This window comes from Leptothrix ochracea, from assembly GCF_041083635.1.
In the GTDB taxonomy this organism is placed as follows: Bacteria; Pseudomonadota; Gammaproteobacteria; order Burkholderiales; family Burkholderiaceae_C; genus Sphaerotilus; species Sphaerotilus ochraceus.
In genome coordinates, this window is record NZ_JBFPHB010000023.1 from 15,602 (window position 1) to 30,619 (window position 15,018).

General features: G+C 63.0%; 12 protein-coding genes and 1 pseudogene. 3 read left to right on the forward strand and 10 right to left on the reverse strand.

Annotated elements, in window-relative coordinates; genetic code table 11:
* Position 1 precedes the first annotated feature (1 nt).
* Positions 2-2,158 carry an excinuclease ABC subunit UvrB gene (gene uvrB, locus AB3X39_RS09280; RefSeq protein ID WP_369417089.1) on the reverse strand — a complete coding sequence of 719 codons (2,157 nt, stop codon included), beginning with the start codon at positions 2,156-2,158 and terminating at the stop codon, positions 2-4.
* Positions 2,159-2,239: 81 nt separating this feature from the next.
* Here uvrB and AB3X39_RS09285 point away from each other — a divergent pair, with 81 nt between their 5' ends.
* Complete coding sequence (locus AB3X39_RS09285) at positions 2,240-3,436, forward strand: amino acid aminotransferase (protein WP_369417090.1); 1,197 nt, start codon at positions 2,240-2,242, stop codon at positions 3,434-3,436.
* 66 nt (positions 3,437-3,502) lie between these two features.
* Here AB3X39_RS09285 and AB3X39_RS09290 read toward each other — a convergent pair whose 3' ends face one another.
* The 5 genes from AB3X39_RS09290 to AB3X39_RS09310 form a co-directional block, all read right to left on the reverse strand.
* Positions 3,503-4,474 carry a tetratricopeptide repeat protein gene (locus tag AB3X39_RS09290; RefSeq protein ID WP_369417091.1) on the reverse strand — a complete coding sequence of 324 codons (972 nt, stop codon included), beginning with the start codon at positions 4,472-4,474 and terminating at the stop codon, positions 3,503-3,505.
* Between the two features lie 78 nt (positions 4,475-4,552).
* On the reverse strand, positions 4,553-5,293 hold the full coding sequence (locus AB3X39_RS09295; protein WP_369417092.1) for an ABC transporter ATP-binding protein: 741 nt from the start codon (positions 5,291-5,293) through the stop codon (positions 4,553-4,555).
* Positions 5,290-6,072 (reverse strand): ABC transporter ATP-binding protein, encoded by a 783-nt coding sequence (locus AB3X39_RS09300; RefSeq protein ID WP_369417093.1) that lies wholly within the window; start codon positions 6,070-6,072, stop codon positions 5,290-5,292. The genes AB3X39_RS09295 and AB3X39_RS09300 overlap by 4 nt, the downstream gene beginning before the upstream one ends.
* Positions 6,069-7,166, reverse strand: coding sequence for a branched-chain amino acid ABC transporter permease (locus AB3X39_RS09305; protein ID WP_369417094.1), 1,098 nt, complete (start codon positions 7,164-7,166; stop codon positions 6,069-6,071). Before AB3X39_RS09305 ends, AB3X39_RS09300 begins: the two co-directional genes overlap by 4 nt.
* A 33-nt stretch (positions 7,167-7,199) precedes the next feature.
* Positions 7,200-8,135, reverse strand: a complete 936-nt coding sequence (locus tag AB3X39_RS09310) for a branched-chain amino acid ABC transporter permease (protein ID WP_369417095.1) — start codon at positions 8,133-8,135, stop codon at positions 7,200-7,202.
* Positions 8,136-8,203: 68 nt separating this feature from the next.
* Here AB3X39_RS09310 and AB3X39_RS09315 point away from each other — a divergent pair, with 68 nt between their 5' ends.
* On the forward strand, positions 8,204-8,470 hold the full coding sequence (locus tag AB3X39_RS09315; protein WP_369417096.1) for a hypothetical protein: 267 nt from the start codon (positions 8,204-8,206) through the stop codon (positions 8,468-8,470).
* Positions 8,471-8,560: 90 nt separating this feature from the next.
* On the opposite strand, the gene AB3X39_RS09320 is transcribed toward AB3X39_RS09315, so the two are convergent.
* The 4 genes and pseudogenes from AB3X39_RS09320 to AB3X39_RS09335 form a co-directional block, all read right to left on the reverse strand.
* The gene (locus AB3X39_RS09320; protein WP_369417168.1) at positions 8,561-9,847 is read right to left on the reverse strand and encodes a replication-associated recombination protein A; all 1,287 of its coding nucleotides are present in this window, start codon (positions 9,845-9,847) and stop codon (positions 8,561-8,563) included.
* A gap of 53 nt (positions 9,848-9,900) precedes the next feature.
* The gene (gene lolA, locus AB3X39_RS09325) at positions 9,901-10,551 is read right to left on the reverse strand and encodes an outer membrane lipoprotein periplasmic chaperone LolA (protein WP_369417097.1); all 651 of its coding nucleotides are present in this window, start codon (positions 10,549-10,551) and stop codon (positions 9,901-9,903) included.
* Positions 10,552-10,567: 16 nt separating this feature from the next.
* Positions 10,568-13,057: pseudogene (locus AB3X39_RS09330) on the reverse strand (DNA translocase FtsK); the annotation flags it as partial.
* Positions 13,058-13,122: 65 nt separating this feature from the next.
* Positions 13,123-13,791 carry a Crp/Fnr family transcriptional regulator gene (locus AB3X39_RS09335; RefSeq protein WP_369417099.1) on the reverse strand — a complete coding sequence of 223 codons (669 nt, stop codon included), beginning with the start codon at positions 13,789-13,791 and terminating at the stop codon, positions 13,123-13,125.
* A gap of 249 nt (positions 13,792-14,040) precedes the next feature.
* On the opposite strand from AB3X39_RS09335, the gene trxB reads away from it, so the two are divergent.
* Positions 14,041-15,000, forward strand: coding sequence for a thioredoxin-disulfide reductase (gene trxB, locus AB3X39_RS09340; RefSeq protein WP_369417100.1), 960 nt, complete (start codon positions 14,041-14,043; stop codon positions 14,998-15,000).
* Positions 15,001-15,018: the final 18 nt, after the last annotated feature.

Genomic DNA, 15,018 nt, shown 5'->3' on the forward strand with positions numbered 1-15,018 from the left:
CTTAGCCTTGGCCCACAGCGGGCCGGGGGGTTGTCGGGGTTGTGAGGGGAAAAACCGTATCGCTGCCCGGCGCGCCAAAGGCCTGCTCACGCAGCAAAGCCAGTTGATCGCGCACCCGGGCGGCTTGTTCAAATTCGAGGTTGCGGGCGTGATCGAGCATCTGCTTTTCCAGCTGTTTGATACGCCGACCCAGATCCTTCTCTGACATCGACCCCACCTCCGCCGCCAACGCCAAGCGCCCGGCTTGCGACTCACCGGCGCTGGGCCGGTCGGCGGCGTAGACCCCGTCGATCAGCTCTTTGACCTCTTTGAGGATGCCGCGTGGCGTGATGCCGTGGGCAGCGTTGTGCAGCACTTGGCGCTCGCGCCGGCGCTCGGTCTCACCGATGGCGCGGCGCATCGACTCGGTCATGCGGTCGGCGTAGAGGATCGCTTGGCCGTTGACGTTGCGCGCCGCCCGACCCATGGTCTGGATCAGGCTGCGCTCGCTGCGCAAAAAGCCCTCCTTGTCGGCGTCCAAGATGGCCACCAGCGACACCTCCGGAATATCCAAGCCTTCGCGCAGCAAGTTGATGCCCACCAGCACATCGAACGCCCCGAGGCGCAGATCGCGCAGGATCTCGACGCGCTCGACGGTGTCGATGTCCGAGTGCAAGTAGCGCACCTTGACGCCGTTTTCATCCAGATATTCGGTGAGCTGCTCGGCCATGCGCTTGGTCAAGGTGGTGATCAGCACCCGCTCGCCGACCTTGACGCGCAGGCGGATCTCTTGGAGCACATCGTCTACTTGGTGCAAGGCCGGGCGCACTTCAACCAAGGGGTCCACCAAGCCGGTGGGCCGCACCAATTGCTCGACCACCGCGCCGGCGTGGGTCTTTTCGTAATCAGCCGGCGTGGCCGAGACAAACACCGCTTGGCGCATCTTGCGTTCGAACTCGTCGAACTTAAGCGGCCGGTTGTCGAGCGCGCTCGGTAGGCGAAAGCCGTATTCCACCAACGTGCTCTTGCGCGAGCGGTCGCCGTTGTACATGCCGCCAAACTGGCCGATCAGCACATGGCTTTCGTCCAAGAACATCAGCGCATCGGCGGGCATGTAATCGACCAAGGTCGGCGGTGGATCGCCCGGCTTCGCACCGGAGAGGTGGCGGGTGTAGTTCTCGATGCCTTTGCAGTGCCCCACTTCTTGGAGCATCTCAAGGTCAAAGCGGGTGCGCTGCTCGATGCGCTGCGCCTCCACCAGCTTGCCTTGGGCGACGAACTCGGCCAAGCGCTCGCGCAGCTCCAGCTTGATGCCCTCCATGGCGGCCAGCACCTGCTCGCGCGGCGTCACGTAATGGCTGGCTGGGTAGATGGTGAAGCGCGGGATCTTCTGCCGGATCTGGCCGGTGAGCGGATCAAACAGCGACAAGGTTTCAACCTCGTCGTCGAACATCTCGATGCGGATCGCCAGCTCCGAGTGTTCGGCCGGGAAGACGTCGATGGTGTCGCCACGCACCCGAAAAGCCCCGCGCGTGAACTCAATGTCGTTGCGGCTGTACTGCATACGCACCAGCTGCGCGATCACATCGCGCTGGCCCACACGGTCCCCAACGCGCACGATGAAGCGCATCTGGGTGTAGTCCTCGGGCTTGCCGATGCCGTAGATCGCACTGACCGACGCGACGATCACCGTGTCGCGCCGCTCCAGCACGCTTTTGGTGGCGCTAAGCCGCATCTGCTCAATGTGCTCGTTGATGGCCGAGTCTTTCTCAATGAACAGATCGCGCTGCGGCACGTAGGCTTCGGGCTGGTAGTAGTCGTAGTAGCTGACGAAATACTCGACGGCGTTCTTCGGGAAGAACTCGCGAAACTCAGCGTACAGCTGCGCGGCCAAGGTTTTGTTGGGCGCAAACACAATCGCTGGCCGACCCATGCGGGCGATCACATTGGCCATGGTGAAGGTCTTGCCCGAGCCGGTCACGCCCAGCAAGGTCTGAAAAGTCAGCCCGGCCTCAAGCCCCTCGACCAGCTGATCAATCGCTGCTGGCTGATCCCCTGCTGGTGCGTAAGGTTGAAAGAGCTGGAAAGGCGAGCCTTCAAAGCTGACAAAGCGCCCTTGCGCTTCGCTCACACCGACATCGCTTGTTGCCACGTTGAAACCCTTCTCTTTGTTCGCCATGAAACCGGATCCGCAGCCTACCGCATGGTTGGATCGGTAAAATCCGCGCCCATCCTTCGATCAACCTCGACAAGCATCGTCATGACACTCTTCTCCTCCGTCGAAATGGCCCCGCGCGACCCGATTTTGGGTCTGAATGAACAGTTCAACGCTGATCCGAATCCTGCCAAGGTCAATCTGGGCGTGGGTGTGTATTACGACGACAACGGCAAGCTGCCCCTGCTGGCTTGCGTGGCTGCCGCTGAAAAACAACTCCTCGAAGCGTCCAAGCCGAAGGGCTACTTGCCGATCGACGGTATCGCCGCTTACGACAAGGCCGTGCAAGGCCTGGTGTTCGGCGCCGACAGCGAAGCCGTGACCAGCGGTCGCGTCGCCACCGTGCAAGCCTTGGGCGGCACCGGCGGCCTGAAGATCGGCGCTGACTTTCTGAAGAAGGTCAACCCGAACGCGGAGGTGTTGATCTCCGACCCGTCGTGGGAAAACCACCGCGCGCTGTTCACCAACGCCGGCTTCAAGGTCGGCACCTACGCTTACTACGACGCGGACAACCGGGGCGTCAACTTCGCCGGCATGCTGGCTTCGCTGAACGCCGCTGCCGCTGGCACCGTGCTCGTGCTGCACGCTTGCTGCCACAACCCGACCGGCTACGACATCACGCCCGCACAGTGGGCTGAAGTGATCACCGTCATCAAGGCGCGCGGCTTGGTGCCCTTCCTCGACATGGCTTACCAAGGCTTTGGCGACGGCATCGCCGAAGACGGCAAGGTCATCGCTCAATTCTTGGCCTCAGGCCTGGAATTCTTCGTCTCGACCTCGTTTTCGAAGAGCTTCTCGCTCTACGGCGAGCGCGTCGGCGCGCTGTCGGTGGTCTGCACCAGCAAGGAAGAAACGGGCCGCGTGCTCTCGCAACTCAAGATCGCCATCCGCACCAACTACTCCAACCCGCCGACCTTCGGCGCTCAAGTGGTGGCCAATGTGTTGACCAATCCCGAGCTGCGCGCGCTGTGGGAGTCCGAACTGGCCGCCATGCGCGTGCGCATCAAAGAAATGCGCACCGCCTTGGTCGCCAAGCTGCAAGCCGCTGGTGTGACGCAGGACTTGTCCTTCATCACCCGCCAACAAGGCATGTTCAGCTACTCCGGCCTGAACAAGGACCAGATGGTGCGTCTGCGCGGTGAATTCGGCATCTACGGGGTCGATTCGGGCCGCATCTGCGTGGCTGCGCTCAACAGCAAGAACATCGACGCTGTGGTCGCCGCCATCAAAGCGGTGCTCTGAGCTTTCAGCGTCTGACATCAAAAGGCCCGCTGATGCGGGCCTTTTTCTTGAGCAGCCTTACCCGCTTTACCAGCCGTCGCCGCCACCACCATCGCCGCCCGAGCCACCGCCGTCATCACCCCATTCGTTGCCGGTGCCGAAGTCGATCTCTGGCTCAGCGTAGCCCGGCCCCGAAGGGCTGAAAAAGCCCGGCTCGGCACCCCCGGACAAACCGCTCGACGCGCCAGCCGCATGGCCTTGATCGGTGGCTGATGCGTTGGATGTCGCGCTGGAAGATGAGCCATGCATCATGTGCTCGGCCAACATGCCCAGCGCCACGCCACCGACCACCCCGCCCGCCACCGCCATGCCCGTGCTGATGCCCGAGCCTGAACCCATCGCACCGCCGTGCTGCTGCGGATAGCCGCCAACAGCTGCTCCGCCCGCCACACCGCCCGGCCAGCCCGTGCTGCCCATGTTGCCCGCCACCATGGCCGGTGAGGTCTGGAACGGCACTGCTTGCGGCCGCCGTGTCCAGCGCCAGAGCCCATAGCCCAAACCGGCCAGACCCAGCACCCACACCCAACTGGGGATGCCACCGCCGCTGCTATGCGCGCTGCCGGTATCGGCCGGATTCATGCGCTGCATCGGCTGTTGCATGGGCTGCGGCGATACCGCCACCGCTGGGGATGTGGCAGGGGGACGTTGCACCGGCTCGTTGAGCCGCGCCCGAAAAGCCTTGAACTTATCGGGCTGCGTGAAGCTGAGCGCCGGATCCAGCTGGGCCGCCTGATCGGCATGCCGACGCGCCTCATCCATCCGCCCGTTGTGCGCCAAGATTTCGGCATAAAGGTAATGCGCCCGCGCGCTTTTGGGCTTGGCCTCCAGCACGTCACGCATCATCACTTCGGCCCGGTCGTAATGGCCGGCATGCACTTCAGCCGCCACCTCTTCAACCTTTGGCAAAGCCCAAGCGCCCGTCGCTGCACCCGCCATCGCCGCCGCGATCAAGGCCCCACCCAGCACCGAACGCACGCCAGAACGCCAACCGTGTTTCATCACATTCGTCTCCATCAAAGCCAACCCCTCGGCCGGCTTGAATGCTCAAGATGAGGGCGGTCAGCGGAGAAATCAAGATCAGCCCGAACGGAGGGAGGAATCCTCACCCCCTAAATACGCCGCCTGCACCGCTGGGTCGTTGAGGAGGGTGGAGGCGGAGCCGGTGAGGGTGATGAGGCCGGAGTCCATGACGTAGCCGCGTGAGGCGAGGTGCAAGGCGCGGCTGGCGTTTTGTTCGACGAGGAGGATGGTCACGCCTTCGCGGTGGATCTGGGCGATCAGCTCGAAGATGGCATCGACCATTTGCGGGGCCAGGCCCATGGAGGGCTCGTCGAGCAGGAGCAAGGTGGGGCGGGCCATCAAGGCGCGGCCCATGACCAGCATCTGTTGTTCACCGCCGCTCAAGGTGCCCGCCAGTTGGCTGCGGCGCTCTTTGAGGCGCGGAAAGAGCGTGTAGACGCGCTCAAGATCAGCGTTGATCTGGGCGGTGTCGCGGCGCAGGTACGCGCCCATGGCGAGGTTCTCGGCGATGCTCATGCGCGTCAGGGTGCCACGCCCCTCGGGCACCATCACCAAGCCTTGGCGGGCCAGATCCCAAGCGCCCTGCCCGGCCAGACTGCGACCTTGCCAGCGCACCTCGCCATCCGCCAGCGGGTGCAGCGCGGTGATCGCCTTGAGCGTGCTGCTCTTGCCCGCACCGTTCGCACCGATCAGGCACACCAGCTCACCGGCGTGGACCGTGAACGACACGCCCTTGACGGCTTGGATGCCGCCATACGCCAGCTTGAGATCGCGCACATTCAACAAAGCGGTGGTCATCGGGCGGGCCCCAAGTAAGCGGCGATCACCGCCGGGTCGCGTTGCACCTCTTGCGGGGTGCCTGCGGCGATGCGTCGGCCTTGATCGAGCACCGTGACCCGGTCACACAGGCCCATCACCAGTTTGACGTCGTGCTCGATCAGCAAGACGGTGCAGCCATCGCGGCGGATGGTGTCGATCAACTGGCGCAGCACGACTTTTTCGGTGGCGTTCATGCCTGCGGCGGGCTCGTCCAGCGCCAGCAAAAGCGGCTCGGTGGCCAGAGCGCGGGCAATCTCCAGCCGCCGCTGATCGCCGTAACTCAAGGTGCGGGCTTTGTAATCAGCCAGATGCTCGATGCCCACGTGCGCCAGCAAAGCGCGCGCGCGCTCACGAATAGCGGCTTCCTCGGCGCGAAAAGCCCGGGTGCGCAGCAACGCGCCCCACACGCCGACATGCGTACGGCAGTGGCGCGCCACCGAGACGTTTTCCAGCGCGGTCATCTCGGCAAACAGCCGGATGTTTTGGAACGTGCGCGCCAAACCCGCCTGCGCCACCTGATGCACCGCCGTCGGCTCATAGGGCTTGCCGCCCAACGCAAACTGGCCCGCATCGGGCCGATAAAGCCCGGTGATGACGTTGAAAAAGGTCGTTTTGCCCGCGCCGTTCGGGCCGATCAAGCCATGCACCTCGCCTAGCTGGATGCTCAGATCCACGCCTTCCAAGGCCTGAACCCCGCCAAATCGTTTGGCCGCACCACGGACTTGCAGCACGGGGGGCGTCATCACGAGGGGCGTCATGACAGCACCTGCGGGGCGGCACGACCGTGTTCGGGCGCAGGCCACAGCCCCCGTGGACGCCAGAGCATCACGCCGATCATGGTGGCGGCGATCAGGAGCTGGCGCAGGATGGAGGCGTCGATGCGGCCGTCGGTCCAAGCGCGCAGATCACCGGCCACGTAACGCAGCGCCTCGGGCAAGATCGCCAGCAGCAACGCCCCAAGGATGACGCCCGGCAAGTGGCCGATGCCGCCCAGCACCACCATCGCCACGATCATCACCGACTCCATCAGCGAGAACGACTCGGGCGAGACGAAGCCTTGAAAAGCGCCAAACAGCACCCCCGAAACGCCACCAAAAGTGGCCCCCATGCCAAAGGCCAGCAGCTTGAGGTTGCGGGTGTTCAGGCCCATGGCGCGGGCGGCGATTTCATCTTCACGGATCGCCATCCAAGCCCGGCCGATGCGCGAATGCTCCAGCCGGTGGCACAGGATCACCGCCCCAACCACCAAGAGCAAAAAGGCATACAGATAGAGCGTCACCGGGGCCAAGGTGACCCCGCCCAACGATAGCGATAGAGATAGCGGCTGGCTGAAATCCAGCGGCCCCAAGCGGATCGGATCGATCTGACTGATGCCGCGCGGGCCGTTGGTCAGGTTGATCGGTTGCTCCAAGTTGTTCAAAAAGACCCGAATGATTTCGCCAAAACCCAAGGTGACGATGGCCAAGTAGTCGCCGCGCAGCTTGAGGGTCGGTGCGCCCAGCACGATGCCGGCCAAGGCCGCCAGCGCAGCAGCCAGCGGCAGGATCAGCCAGATCGGCACATGCAGCCCCCCGGGAAAGACGTCGTGGAGCGAGGGCACGTTGTCGCTCAAGTGCGGCGAGGCCAGCAGCGCCGCCACATAAGCCCCGATGGCATAGAAAGCGACGTAGCCCAGATCAAGCAGCCCGGCGTAGCCGACCACGATGTTCAGGCCCAGCGCCAGCAGCACATAGAGCAGCGCCAGCGCCAAGATCCGCACCCAGCCCTGCCCCATCAGTTCGACCAAAAAGGGCACGGCCACCAAACCCGCCGCAGCCAGCAAGGCCACGCCCAAACGTTGAGAAGGTTTCATCGACATCGCCATGGAAAAAACTCCGCCGCCGCCTCAGGCCCGGTCGGCGCTGCGCTCACCCATCAAGCCCGAAGGCCGCAGGGTCAGCACCAAGATCAACACGCTGAAGGCAAAGATATCGACATAGTTGCTGCCCAAAAGCCCCCCGGTCCACTGCCCCAAATAGCCCGCGCCCAAAGCCTCGATCAGCCCAAGCAACACCCCGCCGACCATCGCGCCGGTGAGGTTGCCGATCCCACCCAGCACCGCCGCCGTGAAGGCCTTGAGCCCCGGCAAAAAGCCCATCGAGTGCTGCACCATGCCGTAATTGGCCGCCCACATCACCCCCGCCACCGCCGCCAGCAGCGCGCCCAGCCCGAAGGTGATGGCGATGATCTGGTTGGGCCGCACCCCCATCAAGGCCGCCACCTGCGGGTTCTCAGCGGTAGCGCGCATGGCCCGGCCCAAGCGGGTGCGATGCACCAACCACGACAGCCCGGCCAGCAACAGCAGCGTCACCCCCAAAATGAGGATTTGCGTCGGCGTGATCACCGGGCCATCCACCCACAGGCTCAACGTCTCGTCCGACAGCAATTGCGGATACGGCTTGGGCGAGGGTTTCCAGAGGATCATGGCCAAGGTTTGCAGCGCCATCGACACGCCCATGGCGGTGATGAGCGGGGCCAAGCGCGGTGCATTGCGCAGCGGCCGATACACCAAACGCTCAATGGCCACGTTGAGCAGCGCGCAAACCGCCATCGACACCAGCATCGAGCCGCCCAGCAACACCCACCCAGGCAGATCCCACCCCGCGTCTTGAGCCATCGACACCACCGACCAACTCACCATCGCGCCCACCATCAGCACCTCGCCATGGGCAAAATTGATCAACCCCAAGATGCCATAGACCATGGTGTAGCCCAGCGCCACCAGCGCATACAAGCTGCCAAGCACCAAGCCGTTGATGAGCTGCTGTACAAAAATATCCACGCTGTGAGGCCCCGTTCAAACCGGCGCGGATTGTAGGGCGGTGGAAGCATGAGGTTCCAGCGCCTGTTGTGGGACTCGATAATGCCGCCGTGCCGACACAGGTTGTGCTCAACCTGCCCACCGTACTGGCAACAGCCCGGTGGGCATTCGATGCCTCACATGGTGGCGTGATCGCGTTTTTTGACGCGGGCGTTGAAGGTCATGTCGGGAAGGCTGTCGTGCATTTCAACCACGTCAGAAGAGGAACGCGCTACAGCGCCGTGTTGACGATGGGCGTGGTGCAACCTGAAAACGAAAACGCACGGGTACACCGTGCGTTAAAGCCCAAAGCGTGACGGGTCGCAGCCCGCTCCACACAGGTTTCCCTGTCCGCTCGGCGAATGGGTGAGGGTCTCGCGCCTTGGGAGCCTCAGTGTAAGCCACCTTCACGTGCCACCCGGCTTGCCCCGCCGTGCCGCTGCGTCGCGCTGGCGCAGGTCGGCGAGTTTGTCGCCGATGCGGATTTCCAGACCGCGAGGCACGGGGACGTAGTACTGGGTGGCGGGGTCCATGCGATCGGGGAAATACGCCACCCCAGCGGCGAAGGCGTCGGGCTCGTCGTGGGCGTAGCGATAAGCCTGGCCCGCGCCCAGCGCTTGCATCAGCGCCGTGGGGGCGTTGCGCAAATGCATGGGCACGGGCGCACTGCCCGCTTGTTGGACCGTGCGTTGGGCGGCCTTGAAGGCGTTGTAGACCGCGTTGGACTTGGGGGCCACCGCCAGATAGATCACCGCTTGGGCCAGGCTCAAATCGCCCTCGGGCGAGCCAAGACGCTCGTAGGCTTCCAAGGCGTCGAGCACCAAGCGCAAGGCGCGCGGGTCGGCCAAGCCGATGTCCTCGCTGGCCATGCGCACCAAGCGGCGGCCGATGTAGCGCGGGTCGGCGCCGCCGTCGAGCATGCGCATGAACCAGTAGAGCGCGGCGTCCGGGTTGCTGCCACGCACCGATTTGTGCAGGGCGGAGATGCTGTCAAAGAAGACGTCGCCGCCCTTGTCATAGCGACGCAACTGCGCCCCCAAAGCGCGCTCCAGCAAAGCGGCGTCGATCACCTCCGCCGCCGGGCCGGCCACGCGGGCGACGCTTTCAAACGCGTTGAGCAAGCGCCGCGCATCGCCGTCGGCGTAGGCCACCAACTGCTCAACAGCCTCAGGGCTCAAAGGCGGTGCAGCCAAGGCTTGGCGGCCCCGTTCGAGCAAAGCGGCCAGATCGGTCGCACCAATCGGTTGAAGCACATGCACGGTGGCCCGCGACAGCAAGGCCGAATTAAGCTCGAAGGATGGGTTCTCGGTGGTGGCACCGATGAAGGTAAAAAGCCCCGCTTCGACATGCGGCAAGAAGGCGTCTTGCTGCGACTTGTTGAAGCGATGCACCTCATCGACAAACACGATGCTGCGCCGACCTTGGGCTTGCCAAAGCCGCGCCTGTTCAACCGCTTCGCGGATCTCTTTGACCCCGCCCAGCACGGCGGAGATGGCGATCATCTCGGCCCCACAGGCTTGGGCGGTCAGGCGTGCCAAGGTGGTTTTGCCCACCCCGGGCGGCCCCCAAAGGATCATGGAAGAAAGCTGGCCGGTCTCGAACGCGACCCGTAGGGGCTTGGCCGGCCCGAGCAAATCAGGCTGACCGATCACCTCATCCAGCGACTGCGGCCGCAGCCGCTCGGCCAGCGGCACGCTGCTGCTACCAGCATGGTGACCACCGTGGCTTAGAGGCTGCACCGCCGGGTTCACTGCTTGAGCACGTCCACGCCCTTGGGCGGTGTCCACTGGAAACGCTGCGGGCTGAGCGTCGGATTGGTTTCGACGCGACTGAAATCGAGCCGCGAGTGCTGCCCAAAGGCGTCGGCGATGTCCATGGCCACCAGCGCCCCGGCCTTGAAGCCGATGCGCAGGTTGCGGATCGAGCCTTCGCTCACCTTGGGCGTGGCACGCACCCACTGCACGCCGTCCAGATCGGGCTCGGCTTGCAAGGTGAAATCGCGCTCGATGCCCGAGCCCGCCAGCACCGCCGCCGGGGTGGCCCCCAAAGCGGTGTCAAAAGCGCGCACCGTGACTTGGTTGAGGTCGGCGTCAAAGAGCCAAACCTGCTTGCCGTCGGCCACGATCAGCTGCTCGTAGGGCCGGGTGTAGTCGAAGCGGAAGCGGTTCGGCCGCTGGAACTCGAAGGTGCCGGCGGAGCTTTTCTTCTTGCTGCCGTCCGGCGCGGTCACCACTTGCACAAAGTTGGCGCGCGCGGCATGCACATCACGCCCAAAGGCTTTGAGCGCCTCGACCGCATCACCACCGCCGGCCCATGCGCCAAGGCTACTGAGGCTCAAGCCCAGCGCCCAAACCACCGTTTTGAAGTTCATGCCCATCCCCGTCATCGGCTCAGTCATCGGCTCAATCGTCGGCTTAATCATCAGCCTTGGCCGGCACCAGCAGATCGCGGTTGCCGTTGGTGGCCATGCCGGAGACCAGACCCGATTTTTCCATCTGTTCCAGCAAGCGCGCTGCCCGGTTGTAGCCGATGCGCAAGTGACGCTGCACCAGCGAGATCGACGCACGCCGATGCTGCATGACGATCGCCACCGCTTGGTCGTACATCGGATCGGCCTCGCCGTCACCGCCTTGAGCGCCCTCACCGGCCGAACCACCCCCGGCTTCGTTGTCGAGCGTGCCGCCCTCCAAGATGCCTTCGATGTAGTTCGGCTCGCCTTGGGCGCGCAGGGCGCTCACCACGCGGTGCACCTCTTCGTCACTGACAAACGCGCCGTGGACCCGCACCGGCAAGCCGGTACCGGGCGCGAGGTAAAGCATGTCGCCCTGCCCCAGCAAGGCTTCAGCGCCCATCTGATCAAGGATGGTGCGGCTGTCGATCTTGCTGCTGACTTGGAATGCAATGCGCGTCGGGATGTTGGCCTTGATCAGGCCGGTGATCACGTCCACGCTGGGTCGCTGGGTGGCCAAGATGAGGTGGATCCCCGCAGCGCGGGCCTTTTGGGCCAAGCGGGCGATCAGCTCTTCGATCTTCTTGCCAACCACCATCATCAAGTCGGCCAACTCGTCGATCACCACCACCACATGGGGCAACTCTTCCAAGGGCTCGGGCTGCTCAGGGGTCAGGCTGAAGGGGTTGGCGATCGACTCGCCGCGCTCTTTGGTATCAACGATCTTCTTGTTGTAGCCCGCCAGATTGCGCACGCCCAAACGGCTCATGAGCCGATAGCGACGCTCCATCTCGGCCACACACCAGTTGAGCGCGTTGGCCGCTTGCTTCATGTCGGTCACGACCGGCGCCAGCAAATGACCGATGCCTTCGTAGACACTCATTTCAAGCATCTTCGGGTCGATCAAGATCAGGCGCACTTCGCGCGGGCTCGACTTGTAGAGCAGCGACAAGATCATCGCGTTGATGCCCACCGACTTGCCCGAGCCGGTGGTGCCGGCCACCAGCAAGTGCGGCATGCGCGCCAAGTCAGCCACCACGGGCTGTCCCACGATGTCTTTGCCCAGGACCAAGGTGAGGTGCGAGGCTGATTTGCCGTAGGCCTCAGAGCCCACAATTTCGGACAAGCGGATGGTTTGTCGGCGCAGATTGGGCAACTCCAGCGCCATGCAAATCTTGCCGGGAATGGTCTCCACCACCCGGATCGAGGTGAGGCTCAGTGAGCGTGCCAAATCCTTGGCCAAGCCCACCACTTGGGAGCCTTTGACGCCGGTGGCGGGCTCAATCTCGTAGCGCGTGATCACGGGCCCCGGTTGGGCCAAGGTGACGCGCACCTCGACGCCAAAGTCGCTGAGCTTTTTCTCGATCAGCCTTGAGGTCATGTCGAGCGACTCTTGCGGTACCGACTCCACCTTGTTCGACGGCACGTCCAGCAAATCCAGCTTGGGCAAGGTCGAATGACGTCCCACTTGGTCGGCCATGGGCAGCACCCAGTCCGGCAAGGGCGCGTTGGGGGCCACCGCTGGGGGCGACGTCCAGCTTGGCATCGGCGGCAGCGCACCCGCCGGCATCAGCAGGGTTGCGGGCTCAAGGTCAACGGCCTGATTTGGTGCCTCCAAAATCTCGCCGGTGTGCGGGTCTGGGGAGACGGGAGAAACGAGGGATGCAGGGGATGCGATTTTTTCGTTCGCCAGCGGCTCAAAACTCGGTTCACGGGTGCGCTTGGACTTCAAGGCCAAGGCATCGTCAGGACCGATTCCGGGCTCAATCCGCCCCGACTTGGCTGGATCGGCGGGGCGTGCGGGCACGGCTTGACGCTCTTGATCCACCTCTCGCTCGCGAGCACGGAAGGCCTGCTCACCAATGCGCACATCCTCCGCTTGCTCTTTGCGCAGTTGCTGACGGGTGCGCAGGCGCTCCAGATTGGCACCAATCAGCTCAGCCACCGCCAGCCAAGAAAAACCAAAGGCATAGGCCATACCGGCCATACCCAGTGCGATCCAAAGCACCCCACTGCCCAAAAAGCCGAACCACACCATGCTCCATGGACCCAGGGTTGCACCCAGCGCCCCCCCGGCCTGAGCGCCCGCCAAACTGGGTTCAAACTGGTAAAGCCGCGTCCATTCCAAGGCGGTGCTGGCCAGCAACAAGACCGCCAAGCCCAGCAAGCGCTGGCTGATCGATAAACCCGACTTGAGCAAGGCCGGCGGCGCGGGTTCGGGTTCCAGATCATGCCGAACCAAACGTGCCACTTGGATCAACCAGACCCGCAACACAAACAGCACGATCCACCACGCCGAATAGCCCCACGCCACGTAAGAGAGGTCCGAGAGCCAAGCACCAAGCACACCGGCGCGATTACGCACCAGTGCACCATCACCAGAAGTTGAGAATGCAGCATCGCCCGGGTGGAAACTCAACAGAGCCAACACCCAAACCAGCCAAAACAGCCCCAAACAGAAAACACGCAGCTGGATCTTCCAGCGCCCCTCAGACGGCCGGGCACCGATTTGCGCAAACATCACTGCGTCGTCAACCGCTCAGTCAAAACAACCCAGCCGTTTTCTTGGGTTTCAATCAGACCACGCTCTTCGAGATCCTTCATGACCCGGCTGACCATCTCGCGCGAAGCACCGACCACCTTGGCCAGATCTTGGCGCGAGACCTTGCCACGGATGGTGCGCTGGCCGTTTTCTTCCTGCGCCATGTCAAGAAGTGCGCGAGCCACACGACCGTAGACGTCAAGCAACGCCAGCGATTCGATCTGGCGGTCGGCGTTACGCAGTCGCACCACCATGCCGCGCAGCACCGCATAAGCCAAGCTGGAGGCTTCAGGCAAGCAGATGCTGAATTCGGAGCGCCCCAACACAAGCGCATCGGTTTGAACTTCGGCCCGCACCGTGGCTGAATGCGGCTCGTTGTCGATCAGGCTCATTTCACCAAAATGGTCGCCCGCCTCGAAGACTGCCAAGATGACTTCTCGGCCTCGCGAGTCAGAAGTGACGACCCGAGCCCGACCCGAGAGGAGAATGAACAGCGCATCCGACTTCCTGCCCTGCTCAACGATCAGCTCACCCCGCCGAAACCGACGCTTGACCACCCCATCGGCAATCACTTGTGCCTGCTCGTTGGTCAGCATCGAAAACAGCGGCACTCGCCGGATCAGATCAAGATTGGAAAGCATCGCCATCGTGAACTCCTCTATTTCACCAAGTTATTCGTAAGGAACGGACAACAAAAAAACACCGTTCAAACCAAGGCCCCGTTTCTACAATCACCTGTGGCAAATGAGATCGATTCAGACGATGTTTAGTCATCTGTTACGTCACATTTTCACACTCCTGAGAGCATACGACGCGACGGCACTCTAACCGAAGCATGAGCGCCTTGAACAGGCTTGTATGCTCTCAGACAGCCCTGTTACATCCGAGCACGCCTGATGAGCAACACCACCAAACATTCCAACGTTCTGATTCTGGGCTCCGGCCCAGCTGGATACTCGGCCGCCATCTATGCAGCCCGAGCCAGTCTTAACCCGGTCATCGTCACCGGCATGGCCCAAGGGGGTCAATTGATGACGACCACGGAAGTGGACAATTGGCCGGCCGATGTGCATGGCGTGCAAGGTCCGGATTTGATGCAGCGTTTTCAGCAGCACGCCGAACGTTTCAACACCGAAATGATCGCGGACCACATCAACAAGGTGGATCTGTCGCAACGTCCCTTCCGACTCCAAGGCGATAACGGTAGCTACACCTGCGATGCCTTGATCATTGCCACCGGGGCCTCCGCCAAGTACTTGGGCCTGGCCTCGGAACAAGCCTTCATGGGACGGGGCGTGAGCGGCTGCGCGACATGCGATGGCTTTTTCTATCGGGGTGACGTTGTGGCCGTGGTCGGCGGCGGCAACACGGCCGTGGAAGAAGCGCTCTATCTGTCCAACATCGCCAGCAAGGTGCATCTGATTCACCGCCGGGACAAGTTCCGCGCTGAAGCCATCATGATTGAGAAAGTCATGGAGAAAGTTGCAGCGGGCAAGATTGAACTGCATCTGTTCAACAACCTCGACGAAGTCTTGGGCGATGAATCGGGTGTCACTGGCGTGCGCCTCAAGGACAACGACAGTGTCACCAAGGAGCTGGCCCTGAAGGGTTGCTTCATCGCCATCGGCCATCACCCGAACACCGACATCTTCCAAGGTCAACTGGCCATGAAGGACGGCTACATCGTCACTCGCGGCGGTCAAGACGGCTTTGCCACCATGACCAGCGTTGACGGCGTCTTTGCAGCCGGCGACGTTCAAGACCACATTTACCGTCAGGCCATCACCTCGGCCGGCACCGGTTGCATGGCCGCTTTGGACGCTCAACGCTTCTTGGAACAAAGCGGCAATCACTGATTGCTGTACCACGTTCGC